At 71.3% G+C, this 15,454-nt stretch carries 12 protein-coding genes, 1 pseudogene and 1 riboswitch; of the genes and pseudogenes, 6 read left to right on the forward strand and 7 right to left on the reverse strand.

Translation table 11 applies throughout. The features are described from left to right. Window positions 1-256: 256 nt before the first annotated feature. A riboswitch (cobalamin riboswitch) is annotated at window positions 257-387 on the reverse strand. Window positions 388-575: 188 nt separating this feature from the next. Next, window positions 576-1,838 (forward strand): IS256 family transposase, encoded by a 1,263-nt coding sequence (locus tag SALPAC2_RS0105835; RefSeq protein WP_018215093.1) that lies wholly within the window; start codon window positions 576-578, stop codon window positions 1,836-1,838. Window positions 1,839-1,906: 68 nt separating this feature from the next. Here the strand turns inward: SALPAC2_RS0105835 and SALPAC2_RS0105840 are convergent, their stop codons facing one another. The 4 genes and pseudogenes from SALPAC2_RS0105840 to SALPAC2_RS0105850 form a co-directional block, all read right to left on the reverse strand. Then, window positions 1,907-2,386, reverse strand: a complete 480-nt coding sequence (locus tag SALPAC2_RS0105840; RefSeq protein ID WP_018215708.1) for an HAD domain-containing protein — start codon at window positions 2,384-2,386, stop codon at window positions 1,907-1,909. Window positions 2,387-2,408: 22 nt separating this feature from the next. After that, a pseudogene (locus SALPAC2_RS26825) lies at window positions 2,409-2,564 on the reverse strand (IS110 family transposase); the annotation flags it as partial. A 75-nt stretch (window positions 2,565-2,639) separates the two neighbouring features. After that, the gene (locus tag SALPAC2_RS0105845; RefSeq protein WP_018215709.1) at window positions 2,640-2,984 is read right to left on the reverse strand and encodes a hypothetical protein; all 345 of its coding nucleotides are present in this window, start codon (window positions 2,982-2,984) and stop codon (window positions 2,640-2,642) included. Between the two features lie 145 nt (window positions 2,985-3,129). Further along, window positions 3,130-4,338: a PucR family transcriptional regulator gene (locus SALPAC2_RS0105850; protein ID WP_018215710.1), complete on the reverse strand. Its 1,209-nt coding sequence runs from the start codon at window positions 4,336-4,338 to the stop codon at window positions 3,130-3,132. Window positions 4,339-4,540: 202 nt separating this feature from the next. On the opposite strand from SALPAC2_RS0105850, the gene SALPAC2_RS0105855 reads away from it, so the two are divergent. Beyond that, window positions 4,541-6,196, forward strand: a complete 1,656-nt coding sequence (locus SALPAC2_RS0105855) for an FAD-binding dehydrogenase (protein WP_018215711.1) — start codon at window positions 4,541-4,543, stop codon at window positions 6,194-6,196. Between the two features lie 148 nt (window positions 6,197-6,344). Here the strand turns inward: SALPAC2_RS0105855 and SALPAC2_RS0105865 are convergent, their stop codons facing one another. Beyond that, window positions 6,345-7,559 carry an MFS transporter gene (locus SALPAC2_RS0105865; protein ID WP_026184467.1) on the reverse strand — a complete coding sequence of 405 codons (1,215 nt, stop codon included), beginning with the start codon at window positions 7,557-7,559 and terminating at the stop codon, window positions 6,345-6,347. 163 nt (window positions 7,560-7,722) lie between these two features. On the opposite strand from SALPAC2_RS0105865, the gene SALPAC2_RS0105870 reads away from it, so the two are divergent. The 3 genes from SALPAC2_RS0105870 (at window position 7,723) to SALPAC2_RS0105880 (ending at window position 10,741) form a co-directional block, all read left to right on the forward strand. After that, on the forward strand, window positions 7,723-8,709 hold the full coding sequence (locus tag SALPAC2_RS0105870) for a LacI family DNA-binding transcriptional regulator (RefSeq protein ID WP_018215714.1): 987 nt from the start codon (window positions 7,723-7,725) through the stop codon (window positions 8,707-8,709). A gap of 63 nt (window positions 8,710-8,772) precedes the next feature. Continuing rightward, window positions 8,773-9,420: a CatB-related O-acetyltransferase gene (locus SALPAC2_RS0105875; protein ID WP_026184468.1), complete on the forward strand. Its 648-nt coding sequence runs from the start codon at window positions 8,773-8,775 to the stop codon at window positions 9,418-9,420. 361 nt (window positions 9,421-9,781) lie between these two features. Beyond that, window positions 9,782-10,741 carry a hypothetical protein gene (locus tag SALPAC2_RS0105880; protein ID WP_018215716.1) on the forward strand — a complete coding sequence of 320 codons (960 nt, stop codon included), beginning with the start codon at window positions 9,782-9,784 and terminating at the stop codon, window positions 10,739-10,741. Window positions 10,742-10,766: 25 nt separating this feature from the next. Here SALPAC2_RS0105880 and SALPAC2_RS0105885 read toward each other — a convergent pair whose 3' ends face one another. Further along, window positions 10,767-12,389, reverse strand: coding sequence for an ABC transporter permease (locus SALPAC2_RS0105885; RefSeq protein WP_018215717.1), 1,623 nt, complete (start codon window positions 12,387-12,389; stop codon window positions 10,767-10,769). Next, a complete protein-coding gene (locus SALPAC2_RS0105890; protein WP_018215718.1) occupies window positions 12,386-13,315 on the reverse strand; it encodes an ABC transporter ATP-binding protein in 930 nt (309 codons plus the stop codon). The genes SALPAC2_RS0105885 and SALPAC2_RS0105890 overlap by 4 nt, the downstream gene beginning before the upstream one ends. 319 nt (window positions 13,316-13,634) lie before the next feature. Between SALPAC2_RS0105890 and SALPAC2_RS0105895 the strand changes: the two genes are divergently transcribed. Beyond that, the gene (locus tag SALPAC2_RS0105895; RefSeq protein ID WP_080636875.1) at window positions 13,635-15,416 is read left to right on the forward strand and encodes an N-acetylglutaminylglutamine amidotransferase; all 1,782 of its coding nucleotides are present in this window, start codon (window positions 13,635-13,637) and stop codon (window positions 15,414-15,416) included. The last annotated feature ends 38 nt before the right edge of the window (window positions 15,417-15,454 follow it).

A 15,454-nucleotide genomic window follows, 5' to 3' on the forward strand; every position in this document is an offset into this window, starting at 1 on the left:
CCACCCGAGCGGGCGGGCCGACCGGGTGCGCGTCAGGCGGCGATCAACCGCGGGCAGCAGGGCCGAGAACGGCGGGACCCGTCGCGGCCGCGAAACCAATCGCGGTGGCGGGACCAATCGCGGCGTCGCCGGGCCGCTGACCGGTGGCGGGCATACCGCCACCCGCCAGGCTGATGCGACAACTGTCGATGGATAGGACGCTACACATCATCGGGTCCTCCTCGGGTATCCACGCCCTGGGGTGCACCGACGGCCGAAGTATCCTGGCTCCCGGATCGACGCTCACCCCCGGCCTTCCAACCGCGCGACGCACGGTCGTGGCTCCACAAGGGGGATCACTCCCCGGTGACAGTGGCGGGACCGCGCCGGATTCACACCGGCTTCCTTCACTGCCGTCCGGCCGCGAACTCTGCCACACCAATACGTCCCGGTCAACGAAACGATGGCAGACCAGCGGTCGACCAGTCCCGGAGCCATCGCCCCGGGGGGGTGTCCGGGACTGCGTAGATTTCCGTGTTTGACCTGGGTGTGGTCCGTTGGACAGGACGTTGATCCTGTCCAGGAAGGACCACGTCATGGCAGACAAGAAGAGCGTTGTTCAGCTTCCGCAGCCGTCGGCGGCGGAGGTGGAGTTCGCGCAGCAGCTGGTTGAGCGGGCCAAGGCCGATGGAGTGTCGTTGGTCGGTCCGGGTGGGCTCCTCGCGGGGATCACCCGCACCGTCCTTGAATCAGCGCTCGACGCCGAACTGGATGCCCACCTCGACGAGGTCGGCGTCGACGAGGCGTCGGGCCGGCGGGCCAACGTGCGTAACGGGCATGGGGCGAAGACGGTGCGGACCGAGGTCGGGCCGGTACGGATCCAGGTCCCTCGGGACCGGGCGGGGTCGTTCGCCCCGCGGATCGTCCCGAAGCACGTCCGCAGGTTGGACGGGTTCAACGAGGCGATCCTGTCGCTGTATGCCAAAGGCCTGACGACCGGGGAGATCTCCGCGCATCTGGCGGATGTGTATGACGCCGACGTGTCCCGGGAGTTGATCAGCCGGGTCACCGACAGCGTGCTGGAGGAGATGGAAGCGTGGCGGCAACGGCCCCTGGACCGGGTCTATCCGGTGGTGTTCATCGACGCCCTCGTGATGAAGATTCGCCAGGGGCAGGTCGCGAACCGGCCCGTCTACGTCGTGGTCGGAATCAGCCTCGACGGGGAACGCGACGTTCTGGGTATGTGGGCCGGCACCGGCGGTGAGGGCGCCAAGCAGTGGGCCGGCTACCTCACCGAGCTACGTAACCGGGGTGTCGCCGACGTGTTCATGGTCTGCTCCGACGGCCTCAAGGGCATGACCGACGCCATTGAGCAGGTCTGGCCGCAGGCGGTGCACCAGCAATGCGTCGTGCACCTCGTACGGGCGTCACTGCGGTACACGAATCGAAAGGACTGGCAGAAGATCACCCCGGCGTTGCGGGAGATCTACACCGCCCCGACCGTCGCGGCCGCTGAGGCCCGGTTCGAGGCGTTCGCCGTCGAGTTCGGCGACCGCTACCCGGCCGTGATCCGGCTCTGGCGCACCTCCTGGCCGCAGTTCGTGCCGTTCTTGGACTACGACCACGAGGTCCGCAAGGTCCTCTACACCACCAACATCATCGAGAGCCTGAACGCCCGGTTCCGGCAGGCCGCCCGCCGGCGGGGGCACTTCCCGACCGAGCAGGCCGCGATGAAGGTGCTCTATCTCGTCGTCCAGCAGAAACGTAAGGGCGGCGGCAGTATCACCGGCCGGGTCTACGGTTGGGCCAAGGCCCTCAACGCCCTGATCCTCGCCTACGGCGACCGGATCACCATCTAACAACCTCGATCACACCCAACGGCCAAACACGGAAAACGCCACACTCCCGGGTGTCCCTAATGGGTTTGTCAACGCGCATCGAGGGCTTTGGCCCAGACGATGATGTGGTCGATGGCGTCACGGGTCAGGCCAATCGTTGGGTCGGGGGTGATCAGCAGGGTGGGGCTGGTGCGGGTCGCGGCCCAGGCGTGGGCTTGGGGGGTGTGGAGGTCGTCGATCCATGCCGCGGGCCGTTGCTGGGCGTAGGCGGCGATGAGCGGGATTTTGTCGCTGGGGTGGAACGGTGCGGCTGGCATGGTGATCACGGGCAGGGAGGTGATGTGCAGTAGCGGTGCGAGGAGCTGGTTGGCTTCGTCGTTCCAGGCCGTGGCCCAGGCGACGTCCAGGACGGTGCTCGCTTCGGTGATCCAGGCGCCATGTGCGGAGTTGACACGGACGGGTTCCTCGCCGTGGAACAGGTGGTGCTCGGTGTAGCCGGCCGGTGGTCGAACAGTTCCGTAGGGATTGAGGACACCGTCGACGTCGAGCAGGAGCAGGGGTCGGGTCATCTGCGGATTTTGCCTGATGTGGTCAGCCGGGGGTGACCGCGACGATTGGTCTTGGCTGGTAGGGGATCTTGTCGCGGAGCATGGCGAACAGGACGTCGCAGCGGCGTCGGGCGAGGCAGATGAGGGCGGCGTCGTGGCGTTTGCCTTCGGCGCGTTTGCGGTCGTAGTAGGCGCGGCTGACGGATCGTCATACCGGGCCGGGTGACCGAGGGTCCCCGGGTGGGGACGATCAAAAAGGTAACGGTCACGGCGGCTACCGGAGGCGCCGCTCCGGGTGGGCCCGGTTCCAGGCGCGCATCCGCTCCGGATAGCCCATCTTGGCTGCCTCGTACAGCGGCAGGGCCAGCCGGCGGGCGAGTGACGCGGCAACCCGCGGCGACCCGGTACGGCGGCGGATCCACTCACCGTCGTGCGCGATCGCCACCACCGTCGTGTCCGTCGCCGTCGTCTCCGGCTCCAGGTAGAACTCGACCCCGGTCCGGCTGGCGACGAACTGCTCCAGCGCCACCAGGTCCGCGCGGGTGCCCTCCCGGTCGAGCTTCGTCGGCACCCCGTCAGACTCCCAGGTACGCGACCGCTTCCGACTGAACCAGCCCATGCCGCTCCTCCTCGCATCTTCGGTGCCGCCGGCCTCCAGTGCACCACCCTTGGCTGAGCGCCGCCTGTACGCCCCCTGATGACGCGCTGAGGCGCCCACCCGCCGACGGGTGGGCGCCAAGCCCGCGGGGGAGGCATCGTTCGGCTCACCGTCCCGGGGGCGGGAGTGAGGCGTGCGTCACCGCGAGCACGAGCCGGTCCCAGGAGTGGGTCAGGCTGCGACCGGTGAGCTCGGTGAGCCGGCGGAGCCGGTGGCGCATGGTCTGCGGGTGCAGTCCGACCGCGGTCGCGGCCTCGATCGCCGACCCGTGGGTGAGGTACGCGTCGAGCCCTTCGAGCAGGTGGGCGTTGGCAGGGGTGAGCACCGGCCCGAGAACCGCGGCGTGCAGTGCGGCACGGTCAACGGGAGGCGTGCCGTGCAGTACCGCGACGGTGAGCGCGTCGCCGCGGTCGAGCACGGTCCGGCGGGCGAACGCCGCCACGGGTGCGTGCTCGAGCGCGGCTACCGCAGCCCGGTAGTCCTGGGGCAGGGTCGCCGGGGAGGCGCCGCTGATCAGACAGGCCCGCCAACCGCCCGCGGCCACCGCCGCCACGACCTCGGACTGCTCGGGCCCGTCCGGGAGCAGCAGGACACCCGCACCGGCCCGCACCGTGCTCAACAGCGCACCGGTGCTCAGGTCCGCCGGGCCGCGGTCCGCGCCGACGGCCGGCGACGCGGCGAGGGCGGCCACCCGGGCCGGGTGGGTCTCCGGACTCGTCGGGTCGCCGACGGCGAGGAGGAGGCCGAAGCTGGCGGGAACGCGGACGTTGAGCTGCTCGGTACGGTCGGCGAGGGCGCCGGGCGAGGTCTGGCGACCGGCGAGCAGATCGTGCAGAAACTCGTCGATCAGGCGGCGCCGGTCAGTGATCAACTCGGCGGCCTTGTGCTGGTAGCCGTTGGCCAGCGCCTCGGACAGCTCGTCGAGCGCGGCGACGAGGGCCTGCACCAGTGCGGCGAGGTCGGCGACGGTCAGCCCCGGCGGGGCGTACTCGGCGACAGCGTCGGTGATGATGGCCGCCGCGACCCGATAGGCGCGCAGCACCGCCAGCAGTGGTCGACCGTCGGTGGCACGGGTGGCACCGATGCCCCGAAAGCGGCTGATGTCCCGGGTGGTCAGCCGGGTGCCGTCCACCCACATCTCGCTGAGCCGGGTGACGGCCCACTGGGCGATGGCGGTGACCTCCCGCAGTTGGGTGTCGCTGAGTTCGCGGTAGATCGGGACCTGGTCAACGACCGCGCCGACCATCTCGCCCACCAAGGGCGAGTTACGCTCGGTGAGCAGCCGATGTACGACCAGGCGTTCCGCGAGGCCCACCCCGGTCACCGCCCCTCGCACTGCCAGCCGGCCCGACCTCCCCGGACCGCGCGGATTGACAATACTCATGCTCACCAGGCGCGGAAGTGGTGGCGTCACCCGGTTGGCTGCGGCACGGTGGGGCAACCCCCGGCGCCGCCCCGCTCCCCGCGATCGGCCCGGAAGCGGGGTCAATGCCCGCCCGCACCGATAGGAGGCAGCCGTGGAAGCTGACATCGTCGTGGTCGGAGCCGGTCTGGCCGGGCTGGTCGCCGCCGCCGAGGCGGCAGACCTCGGCCGCAGCGTGCTCCTCGTTGACCAGGAGGGGGAGCAGAACCTGGGCGGGCAGGCCTTCTGGAGCCTGGGCGGACTGTTCCTGGTTGACAGCCCCGAGCAGCGGCGGATGGGAGTCCGGGACTCCCTCGAGCTGGCCCGACAGGACTGGTTCGGCAGCGCCCAGTTCGATCGGGACGAGGACCGGTGGCCGCGCGCCTGGGCCGAGGCGTACCTGGAGTTCGCCGCCGGAGAGAAGCGGTCCTGGCTGCGGCAGTACGGGCATCGCGTCTTCCCGGTGGTCGGCTGGGCCGAACGCGGCGACGGCCGGCCCGGTGGGCACGGCAACTCGGTTCCGCGCTTCCACATCACCTGGGGCACCGGTCCCGGCGTGGTGGAGCCGTTCGAGCGACGGGTACGGGCGCACGTCGACACCGGGCGGATCCGGTTCGCGTTCCGCCACCAGGTTGACGGGCTACTCGTGGAAGCCGGTGCGGTGGTCGGGGTGCAGGGCCGCCGGCTGGAGCCGACCACGGCCGAACGGGGCCGGCCGAGCAGCCGCACCGTGGTCGGCGAGTTCCAGGCCCGGGCCCAAGCCGTCATCGTGACCAGCGGCGGCATTGGCGGCAACCACGACCTGATCCGCCGGGCGTGGCCGGCACGGCTCGGCAGCCCGCCGAAGCGGATGGTGGCCGGAGTGCCGGCCCACGTGGACGGCCGGATGCTGGGCATCGCCGAGGAGGCCGGCGCCAACATCATCAACCCGGACCGGATGTGGCACTACGTCGAAGGGCTACGGAACTGGGATCCGATCTGGGAAAACCACGGAATTCGCATCCTGCCCGGCCCCTCCTCGCTCTGGCTGGACGCCGCCGGCAACCGGCTGCCGGCTCCGTACTTCCCCGGCTTCGACACCCTCGGCACCCTGCGCCACCTGCGCCACAGCGGCTACGACTACTCCTGGTTCCTACTCACCCAGAAGATCATCGAGAAGGAGTTCGCGCTCTCCGGCTCCGAGCAGAACCCGGACCTGACCGGCAAGGACCTCAAACTGCTGCTGTCCCGGGTACGGGCCGGCGCTCCCGGGCCGGTCGAGGCGTTCAAGCGGCACGGCGAGGACTTCGTCGTCGCGGACACCCTCGACGACCTCGTCACCGGGATGAACCGCATCGCCGACCCGGACGTGCCGGCGATCGAAGTCGGCCGGATCCGTACGCTCGTCACCGAACGGGACCGGCAGCTCACCAACACCTTCTGCAAGGATGCCCAGGTCAAGGCGATCCGCTCCGCCCGCAACTACCGCGGTGACCGGCTCCTGCGGGTCGCCGCGCCGCATCGCCTCCTGGACCCGAAGGCCGGGCCTTTGATCGCCGTACGGCTCAACATCCTCTCCCGCAAGACCCTCGGGGGGCTGGAGACAGACCTGGACGGCCGCTGCCGGACCCGCGACGGCGACGCCTTTCCCGGCCTCTACGCGGCCGGCGAGGTGGCCGGGTTCGGTGGTGGCGGCATGATGGGCTACAACGCCCTGGAGGGCTCCTTCCTCGGCGGCTGCCTCTTCTCCGGCCGGGTCGCCGGCCGCGCCGCCGCCCGCCAGCTCAGCTGACCGGCTGGGCCGGGCGGGCCGGGCGGGGCCGCCGTTCCGAGGTGTAGCTCCACAGGCCGTGGGCGACGCCAACCTGCACCGCGGTCGGGCCGAGCACCGCGAACGCGGCGACCAGGCACGTCAGCAGGGTGCCGCCCGGTCGGGAGGGTCAGCGGGGAGGGCGGGTCACCGGCAGCAACGCCAGCGACGGCAGCAGCAAAACCGGTACGACCAGCAGGGCCTGCAGCGTCCCGACCCGGTCCCCGATCAGGCCCAGCAGCGGTGGTCCGGCGAGGAACGCGGTGTAGCCGATCACGGCCACCACGCTGACCCGGGCCGCGGCGTGCTCCTCCGCGTTGGCCGCAGCGCTCATCCCCACCGGGAAGCTGAGGGAAATGCCGAGGCCCCACAGCGCCACACCGGCGACCGCAACCGTTCCGGAACCGGCCAGCACCGCCACGATCACGCCGACCACGGCGAGCAGGATCGTGGTGCCGAGCACGGGCACCCGGCCCCAGCGGTCCAGGGCGAGGGTGCCGACGGTCCGTCCCACGGTCATGCCGATCACGAACACGCCGTAGACGGCGGCTCCGGCCGCCTCGGTGACGCCGTAGCCATCAACGAACGCGACCGCGACCCAGTCGGTGGCGACCCCCTCACTGAACGCTGCTACCAGCACAAAAAGGCCGATCAGCAGGGTTCGTGGCTCCCGCCAGGCGGCCAGCACGGCCCGACGGCGGGACGCCGGGGAGCCCTCGTCGGCGTCCGGCGCCGGCTCGGGGACCGGCAGGAACGCCCGGGTGCCGGACACCGTGCCGAGCAGCACCGCCGCGCCAACGAGCGGCAGGTGGACCGCCAGCGCCAGCCCCACCTCAGCCGCCACCGCACCGAGGCCAGCCCCGGCCACCGAGCCCAGGCTCCACGCCGCGTGGAACCGCGGCATCACGGTACGACCGAGCCGCCGCTCAACCGCGGCACCCTCAATGTTCATCGCGACGTCACAGGTACCGGTGCCGTAGCCAAGGACAACCAGGCCCACCGCCACCCCGGGCAGCCAGCCCGCCGCGCTCGCGCTGACGCCGGCGATCCCCAAGCCCACGGCGACCAACAGGGTCGCCGCCGCCACCGTCCGGGCAGTGCCCAGTCGCTGGGCGACCAGACCGGAGGTGGGCATCGCCAGCACCGCTCCCGCCGACATCGCGAGCAACAGCAGCCCGAGCCCACCGGCGGTGAGGTCAAGCGCCTCCCGGACCGCCGGCACCCGGGCGAACCAGGACCCGATGGCGAGGCCGTTGAGGGCGAACACCACCGCGACACCGGTACGGGCGGTGCGCACCAACCGGTGTGCGGCAGCAGGCGCGGCCGGGGTTGTGACGCTGCTCACCACAAGTTCCTTTCGCTTGGGTATTGGTCCTGGCTGCACGAGCACACCCCTGAGAACGTTCTCATTGCAAACCGAAAAGTAATCACAGGTCACCGCCGTTGGGCCGAGCAATAATGTCCTGACGACAAGCGTCGCCCCGGCGACGGAGAACGGGGGGACCACGATGCCGGCACCGCAGCGCGCGCCGACCCTGGCGGATGTGGCTCGGGTGGCCGACGTCTCCCGCGCCACCGCCTCCCGAGTACTAGCCAACAACGGGTACGCCGCGGCCCATACCCGCGACCGGGTCACCGCCGCCGCCGAAAAGCTCGGCTACCAGCCAGACCCGGCCGCCCGCGCCCTGGTCCGGGGCACCGGTGTGCGCCTGGTCACGGTGGTCCACGGCACCTCACCCCGGGTGCTCGAGGACCCGTACGTCGACCAGGTTGTCGGCGCCGCCGCCCGGGTGTGCGCTCCGCACGGCGTCGGGGTGGCCCTGCACTGGCTGCCGACCCGGGACCTGGCCCAGCTGCGCCAGCTCGGCGAACAGCGCGGGGTGAGCGGGCTGATCCTGGTCAACACCACCCCCGCGGTCCTGGCCGCCGTGCCGCCCACGTTGCGCGGTCGGGTCGCCTCGCTCGGCGTCGGCTCCCCCGTGGTGGCCTCCTTCGACATCGACAACGGTGGCGGCACCACCGCGCTGGTGGAGCACCTGTACGCGACGGGCCGCCGCCGCATCGCCATGATCAGTGGCTCTAGCTGGCTACCTTGCGCCGGCCGCTCGGTACGCGCCTACCGGGGAGTGCTACGCGCGGCGGGGCTGCCGCCTCGGCTGGTTCGAGGTGATTTCACCGCGGGCCGAGGGCGTGCCGCAGCCCGGGAGGTGCTGGCCCGCTGGCCAGACACCGACGCGATCGTCGGCGCCAGCGACGTGACCTCGTTCGGCGTGCTCAGCGGACTCCTCCGAGATGGCGTCCAGGTCCCCGGGGACATCGCGGTGACCGGCTTCGACGACACCCCGCTGGCCGCGATGACCAACCCCTCGCTCACCACGTCCACCCACCCGGTGGCCGGAATCGCGACAGCGGCCGTGACCGCCGTACTCAACGGCAACGCGATTCTGCCGCAAACGCTCTTTCCGTCCCGCCCGGTGCACCGGATGAGCGGCTGACGCAACGCGCTACTCCCGCAGAATGGGCACGGTTTTCACCTTTCACCCCACAAGGACCTTGCGATGACAGGTACTCCAGCCGACCCAGGTGTTTTACATCCGATGCCCGAACAGCCACGTCTGGTGCTGCTGAAGCCACTGATCACCTCGCCACTGATCGAAGTCGGGGAGTTCAGCTACTACGACGACCCGGACGATCCGACGGCTTTCGAGGTTCGCAACGTTCTCTATCACTACGGGCCGGAGCGGCTGGTAATCGGGAAGTTCTGCGCGTTGGGCGAGGGCGTACGGTTCATCATGAACGGCGCCAATCACCGTATGGACGGTCCCTCGACCTTCCCGTTCCCGATTATGGGTGGCTCCTGGAGCGAACACTTTGACCTCATCACCAACCTGCCCGGGCGAGGAGACACGGTGGTGGGTAACGACGTGTGGTTCGGTTACCGCACCACGGTAATGCCCGGCGTCCGCATCGGCAGCGGGGCGATCGTTGCCTCTGGATCTGTCGTCGTGGACGATGTTCCCGAATACAGCATCGTCGGCGGCAATCCGGCCCGGGTAATCCGCCGCCGCTTCCCCGACGAAGAGGTTGCCCGCCTGATGGCGCTTGCCTGGTGGGACTGGCCGTTACCACTCATCACCGATCACATTCGCACGATCATGTCCGGCAGCATTGACGCCCTGGAGACCGTGGCGCCGCCAGGGAGCTGATGGCTCTGGTCGACCCCCGCAACAGCAGCGCGAGGCCGCTGCGGGGGTGAGGCTCATTCGTCGTTCGCGATGGGTCGGGTACTTCCGGTTTCCTCGCTGTCGAGCTGCCCCATGAAGAGGGGCGTGGCACGGCACGGGGACGGCACGGGGACGGCACAGGACTCTTTCGGTCCACCGCGCCGGCCCCCGCGCGGTCAGCCGAGCGCCGATCGGCACGCCGCGCCGCTGCCGCCCCACCGGCCCGGTCCTTGTTAACGTGAGTACGCGGCGACACCGCACCTGCCGGCACCCCCCCTCGTACCTGGCGCCGACCGCACCACCCTTCGACCCGGCGGACCGGTTGACGGACGAGGGAGGCGACATGGCCGACGGCCCGGCCGCGGAGACGCCCCAGCCGCCCGTAGCCCCCGATCCGGATCAGCATCGCCCGGCCGCTCCGGACGCCACGCGACCTGGCCGCTGGGCCCGGCCGGTTCGGGCTTGCCGACGGAGCGCGACCCGGCTGGCAGCCGGAACGCGGCGAGTAACCGCCCGGCTGGCACCAGCGACCCGTCGCTTCGCTGCCCAGCTGACCTGGGCGGCCCGGCAACTCGCCGCGCGGCTGGCACCGGCTGCCGGGCGGCTGTGGCGGTGGCTGCTCACGCTGGCCCGTACGGTCGACACGGCCGCCAAGCAGGGGCCAGCCCCACCCCCACCACAGGAGCCGATCGAGCGGCGTGAGCCGGCCGGTCCGATCACCGTCTTCGCCCGGGGTTACGTCTTCACCTTCACCATCCGTGCCGATCTCACCTGGCGTTCGCAGGGACTGCGACCGGATCAGCTGGCCTGGTACGCCCACTACTTTCTGCCACCGGCCACCCAGCGGCTGACCAGCATCGCCGCCGATCTCGCCCGCACCGTCGCACCGCACCGGGCCGGTGAGCTGGAAGCGCAGCTGCAACGGAAGCTCGCCCAACAGGAACCGTGGTCGTTCGAGCGCGGCGGTCAGACGGTCACCTGCCGGCCCGAGGCGTGGGTGCAACTCGACGAGCGGGTCCGCCAAGCCCTTCAGCCCTACTGGGAACGGGTGATCGCGCTGGACTGCCGACACGAGGAGTTGCTACGGCGCGCCCGCTACGCCGAGCAGCTCAACCGACGCTGGTCGGCGATCCTCGACGACCTGCCCGACGCCGACGTCCCGGAGGCGGTCCGTGAGGGGCTGGCCCGCGCCCGGGAGCGAACCCTCTCCGAGCAGCGGGCCGCCGCGCGGTGGAGCGGTGAACTGCTACGCCAACGCCACACCGGCTCGGAGTCCGAAACGGAGCCGGAGGTATCCGGCTAACGTCCCGGAATCGAGCTACGGCCACTCAGCTGGGGACGTCGCGGCGGCGGAAGCCAGCCAGCCCGGCGGCGAGCAGCGCACCGGCCACCGCGGTGAGCAGCACCAGCGGCAGCACGGTCACCTCGACCGCCGGCACCGCCGGGACATGGGTGTACGGCGAGAGGTTGAGCACCGCCTGCGGCAGGTCGAGCGCCGCGCCGAGCTGCCCCAACAGCAGGAATCCGATCAGCACCGCCCAGGACAGCGACACCGACCACCGGGGAACCAACCCGAGTAGCGCGGTCACCAAGCCCGCCACCACCAGCAACGCCGGTAGCTGCAGCAGCCCGGCCCCGCCCAGGTGGAGCGCCCACCGGCCCGGATCACCGGCCGCGAGTCCGTAGCCGAGGCCGGTCGCGAGCCCGGCCAGCAGCACGAGGACCGCCGCGCCCAGGACGGCGCCCACCACCTGGGTGGCCAGCCAGCGAACCCGGCCCACCGCGGTCGCGAGTACCGCCTCCAGGACGCCGCCCGACTCGTCGGCGCGGGTACGCAGCAACGCCTGCACCACGTACGCGCCGATGACCAACGCGAACATCCCCAGCATCGCGGCGAGGAACGCGTCAACCAGGTCGTCGACCCCGCCGCCCATCGCGGCGATCAGGTCGGCGGCGGCCGGATTCTCGGCGATCACGTCGTTGACCTCGTCCGCGGCGAAGCCCATCGAGATCCCGAGGATCACCACCGCCACCGACCAACCGACCAGGGAGCCGCGGTGCAGCCGCCAGAGCAGTCCGCTCGGGCTGAGCAGGCCGGCGGCGGCACGGGCCGGCCCCCGCCGGTCACTGAGTAACCCGGCGCCGAGGTCCCGCCGACGGGCGAGGCCGAACGCGGCCAGGGTGGCGCCGACCAGCAACACGATCGGCAGGCCCAGAACCCACCACCGCTCGGCGCCGAACGCGCGTACCTGGTTGCCCCAGCCAAGCGGGGAGAGCCAGGATGGCCAGGCGCTCACCAGTTGCAGGCCGTTCCGCTCACCGAGGACGTCCCCGGCGGCGCGGAGCAGAAACGCCACCCCGATGGTGGCCGCGGCAAGCGCGTTCGCACCACGGGAGGTAACCGTGAGCTGGGCGGTCACGGCGGCGACCGCGGTGAAGGCGACGCCGACCCCGCCGACCGCACCGGCGGCGGCGAGGGATCCGGCCAGCGGCAGGCCGGCGGCCGCGAAGGCCAGCCCGAGGAGGAGGGCGGCGGCGACGTTCGCCCCGACGACAACAAGCAACGGGGCGGTGAGCAACGCGTGCCGACCGACGACGGCCGCACCGAGCAACTCCGCCCGGCCGGTCTCCTCGTTCTGTCGGGTGTGCCGGACGACGGCGAACGTGCTGACCAGGGCGGCGAGCAGGGTTAACGTCAGGTACGCCTCGGCGACGACGATCGAGCCCAGCTCGGCGTTGAAGATCGGCCCGTTGAAGGCCCGCGCCACCACGCTGGTCAGCGCGGTGTCGGCATAGCTGAGGCGAGCGGCCTCGTCGGGGTAGAACTCGATGACGCTGCTGGCGAGGGCGAGCCCGAGCAGCGGCGTGCCGAGCAGCCAGGCCGTGAGCTTGATCCGGTCGCGGCGCAGGGCGAGCCGGGCCAGTCGGCCGGTGCCGGTGAATGCGCTCACCGGGCCGACTCCGCGCCGCTGTCCGCGACCGCGGCCCGACCGTCGTCGGCCCCGTCGTAGTGCCGCAGGAACAGCTCCTCCAGGGTAGGCGGTGCGCTCACCAGCGCCCGGACCTCGAAGCGGATCAGGTGGGCGAGCAACGCGTCGAGGTGCTCCGGCTCAACCTCCAACCGGACCCGCCCGTCAACGTCGCGGACCTCGTGCACGCCGGGTAGCTCCGCGACACCGGTCAACGGGCGCACCGTCTCGACGGTGACCGTGGTGCGGGCGAGGTGCCGCAGCTCACTCAGGGAGCCGGACTCGACGGTACGGCCGGCACGGATGATGCTGACCCGGTCGCAGAGCGCCTCCACCTCGGCGAGCACATGGCTGGAGAGCAGCACCGTGGCGCCGTTGCCGGTGAGCCGCCGCACCTCTTCCTGGAACACCGCCTCCATCAACGGGTCAAGCCCGGAGGTCGGCTCGTCGAGCACGTACAGCTCGACATCGGAGGCGAAGGCGGCGACGATCGCCACCTTCTGCCGGTTGCCCTTGGAGTAAGCCCGGCACTTCTTGGTCGGGTCGAGGTCGAACCGCTCCAGCAGCTCGTCGCGGCGGCGCCGGTCCAAGCCACCGCGCAGGGCCCCGAACAGGTCGATCGCCTCCCCGCCGGAGAGGTTGGGCCACAGGTTCACGTCGCCCGGTACGTAGGCGAGTCGGCGGTGCAGCGCCACCGCGTCGCGCCACGGGTCACCGTCGAGCAGTCGCACCTTGCCGGCGTCACCGCGCAGCAGCCCGAGCAGGACGCGGATAGTGGTGGACTTCCCGGAGCCGTTGGGCCCGAGGAAGCCGTGCACCTCCCCCGTCTCCACCTGCAGGTTGAGCCCGTCGAGCGCGCGGACCGCGCCGAAGCTCTTCACCAGGCCGTCAATCGCGATAACGGGCATGGGATCTCCTGTCGCCGTCGGTTCGCGCCGGGTACGCGCGTCGGTACCCGCTCGGGTGAACCGATCGCCACCACCCTAGGGGCCCCGCGCCACGCTATACCTGTGTCGAATCCGGCTCGAAACTCGGTCCGGACGGTGACGGGCACCGGGCCGGGTTTGAGCGGCCCGAGCACGGGTACCCGGCGCACCCGTCCGCGGGACGGGACCCGGGCCATGCCCGGTGGCCAGATAAACGGTGCGACGGGACGGTGGCCATGGATTCGACGCTCGGCCATCGGCCCTCCCGGACCGCCGGACAGCGGCCAGAGGGGCACTGAGCGTGTGCGGCATCAGCGGGGAAGCGCGTTTTGACGGCTCGAGGCCGGACACCGACGCGGTGAACCGGATGACCCAGGCGATGGAGTCCCGCGGCCCGGACGACACCGGCCACTGGACGGACGGCTGGGTGGCCCTCGGGCACCGCCGGCTCACCATCATCGACCTCTCCGACACCGGCGCTCAGCCGATGGTGCGCGAGGACCTCGGATCAGCGCTGGTCTTCAACGGATGCATTTACAACTATCCGCAGCTGCGCGCGGAGCTCCGGGCCGCCGGGCACACCTTCCGTTCCACCAGTGACACCGAGGTCATCCTGGTGGCGTACGCCGAGTGGGGGGAGGCCTTCGTCGACCACCTGGTCGGCATGTTCGCGATCGGGCTGTTCGATCGGACCCGCCAGCGGCTGCTGCTGGCCCGCGACCGGCTCGGCATCAAGCCGCTCTACCTGGCGGAGTCCCCCGGTCGCCTGCGCTTCGCCTCAACTCTGCCCGCGCTACTGCACGCCGGCGAGGTGGACACCGAGATCGACCCGGTCGCCCTGCACCACTACCTCTCCTGGCACTCGATCGTGCCGGCGCCGCGGACCGTACTGCGGGGCGTCCGAAAGCTGCCCCCGGCGACACTGCGGGTGGTCGAGGCGGACGGGCGCAGCCGCGAACACGTCTACTGGCAGCCGGAGTACGCCCGTGACCCCGCCCACGACGGTCGGGATGCCCGGGACTGGCAGGCGGCGGTCGGGGACGCCCTGCGCGCGGCGGTTCGCCGGCGGCTGGTGGCGGACGTCCCGGTCGGGGTGCTGCTCTCCGGCGGCCTGGACTCCAGTCTCATCGTGGCCCTGCTCGCCGAGGCGGGCCAACACCACCTGCAGACGTTCAGCATCGGATTCGACAGCCGGGGCGACGAGGCCGGCGACGAGTTCCACTACTCCGACCAGGTGGCCCGGGCCTTCGGCACCGACCACCGGCGGATCCGGCTCGCCGACAACGACCTCGTGCCGGCGGTACAGGCCACCATCGCCGCGATGACCGAGCCGATGGGCAGCCACGACGTGGTGGCCTTCCACCTGCTCAGCGAGCAGGTGGCCCAGCACGTCAAGGTGGCCCAGTCGGGGCAGGGCGCCGACGAGGTGTTCGCCGGGTACGGCTACCACCAGCCGCTCGCGAGGGCGCACCGGGACGGGGCGGCGGAGGTCTTCGCCGCCTCCTTCTTCGACCGTGACCACGCCGAGTTGTCCCGGGTTGTCAGTCCGGCGTACGCCCACGACCGGGACGCCAGCCGGGAGCTGCTCGTCGCCGAACTTGCCGCGCCCGGTGCGGAGACCGCGCTGGACGCGGTGCTGCGCCTGGATACGCACCGGATGCTCCCCGATGACCCGGTCAAGCGGGTGGACAGCATGTCCATGGCGTGGGGGCTGGAGGTCCGCACCCCCTTCCTGGACCAGGATCTGGTCGCGCTCGCGGCGGCCTGTCCGCCGGAGCACAAGGTGGCGCAGGGCGGCAAGGGCGTACTCAAGGAGATCGCTCGGGAGGTGCTGCCGGCGGAGGTGATCGACCGGCCGAAGGGGTACTTTCCGGTGCCGGCGCTGCGCAACGTCTCCGGGCGGGTGCGGGAGCTGGTGCTGGACGCGCTACGGGCACCGGCCGCCCAGGAACGGGGGCTGTTCCAGCCCGAGTACGTTGACGAACTGCTCGCCGATCCGGCGGCGACGCAGGCCGCGGCCGGCAGCAACAAACTGTGGCAGCTCGGGCTGCTGGAGCTGTGGCTGCAGACGCACCAGCGGTAGGACGGACGGCCGCACCACCACCAGCGGTAGGACGGGGC

The organism is Salinispora vitiensis, from assembly GCF_000378825.1.
In the GTDB taxonomy this organism is placed as follows: Bacteria; Actinomycetota; Actinomycetes; order Mycobacteriales; family Micromonosporaceae; genus Micromonospora; species Micromonospora vitiensis.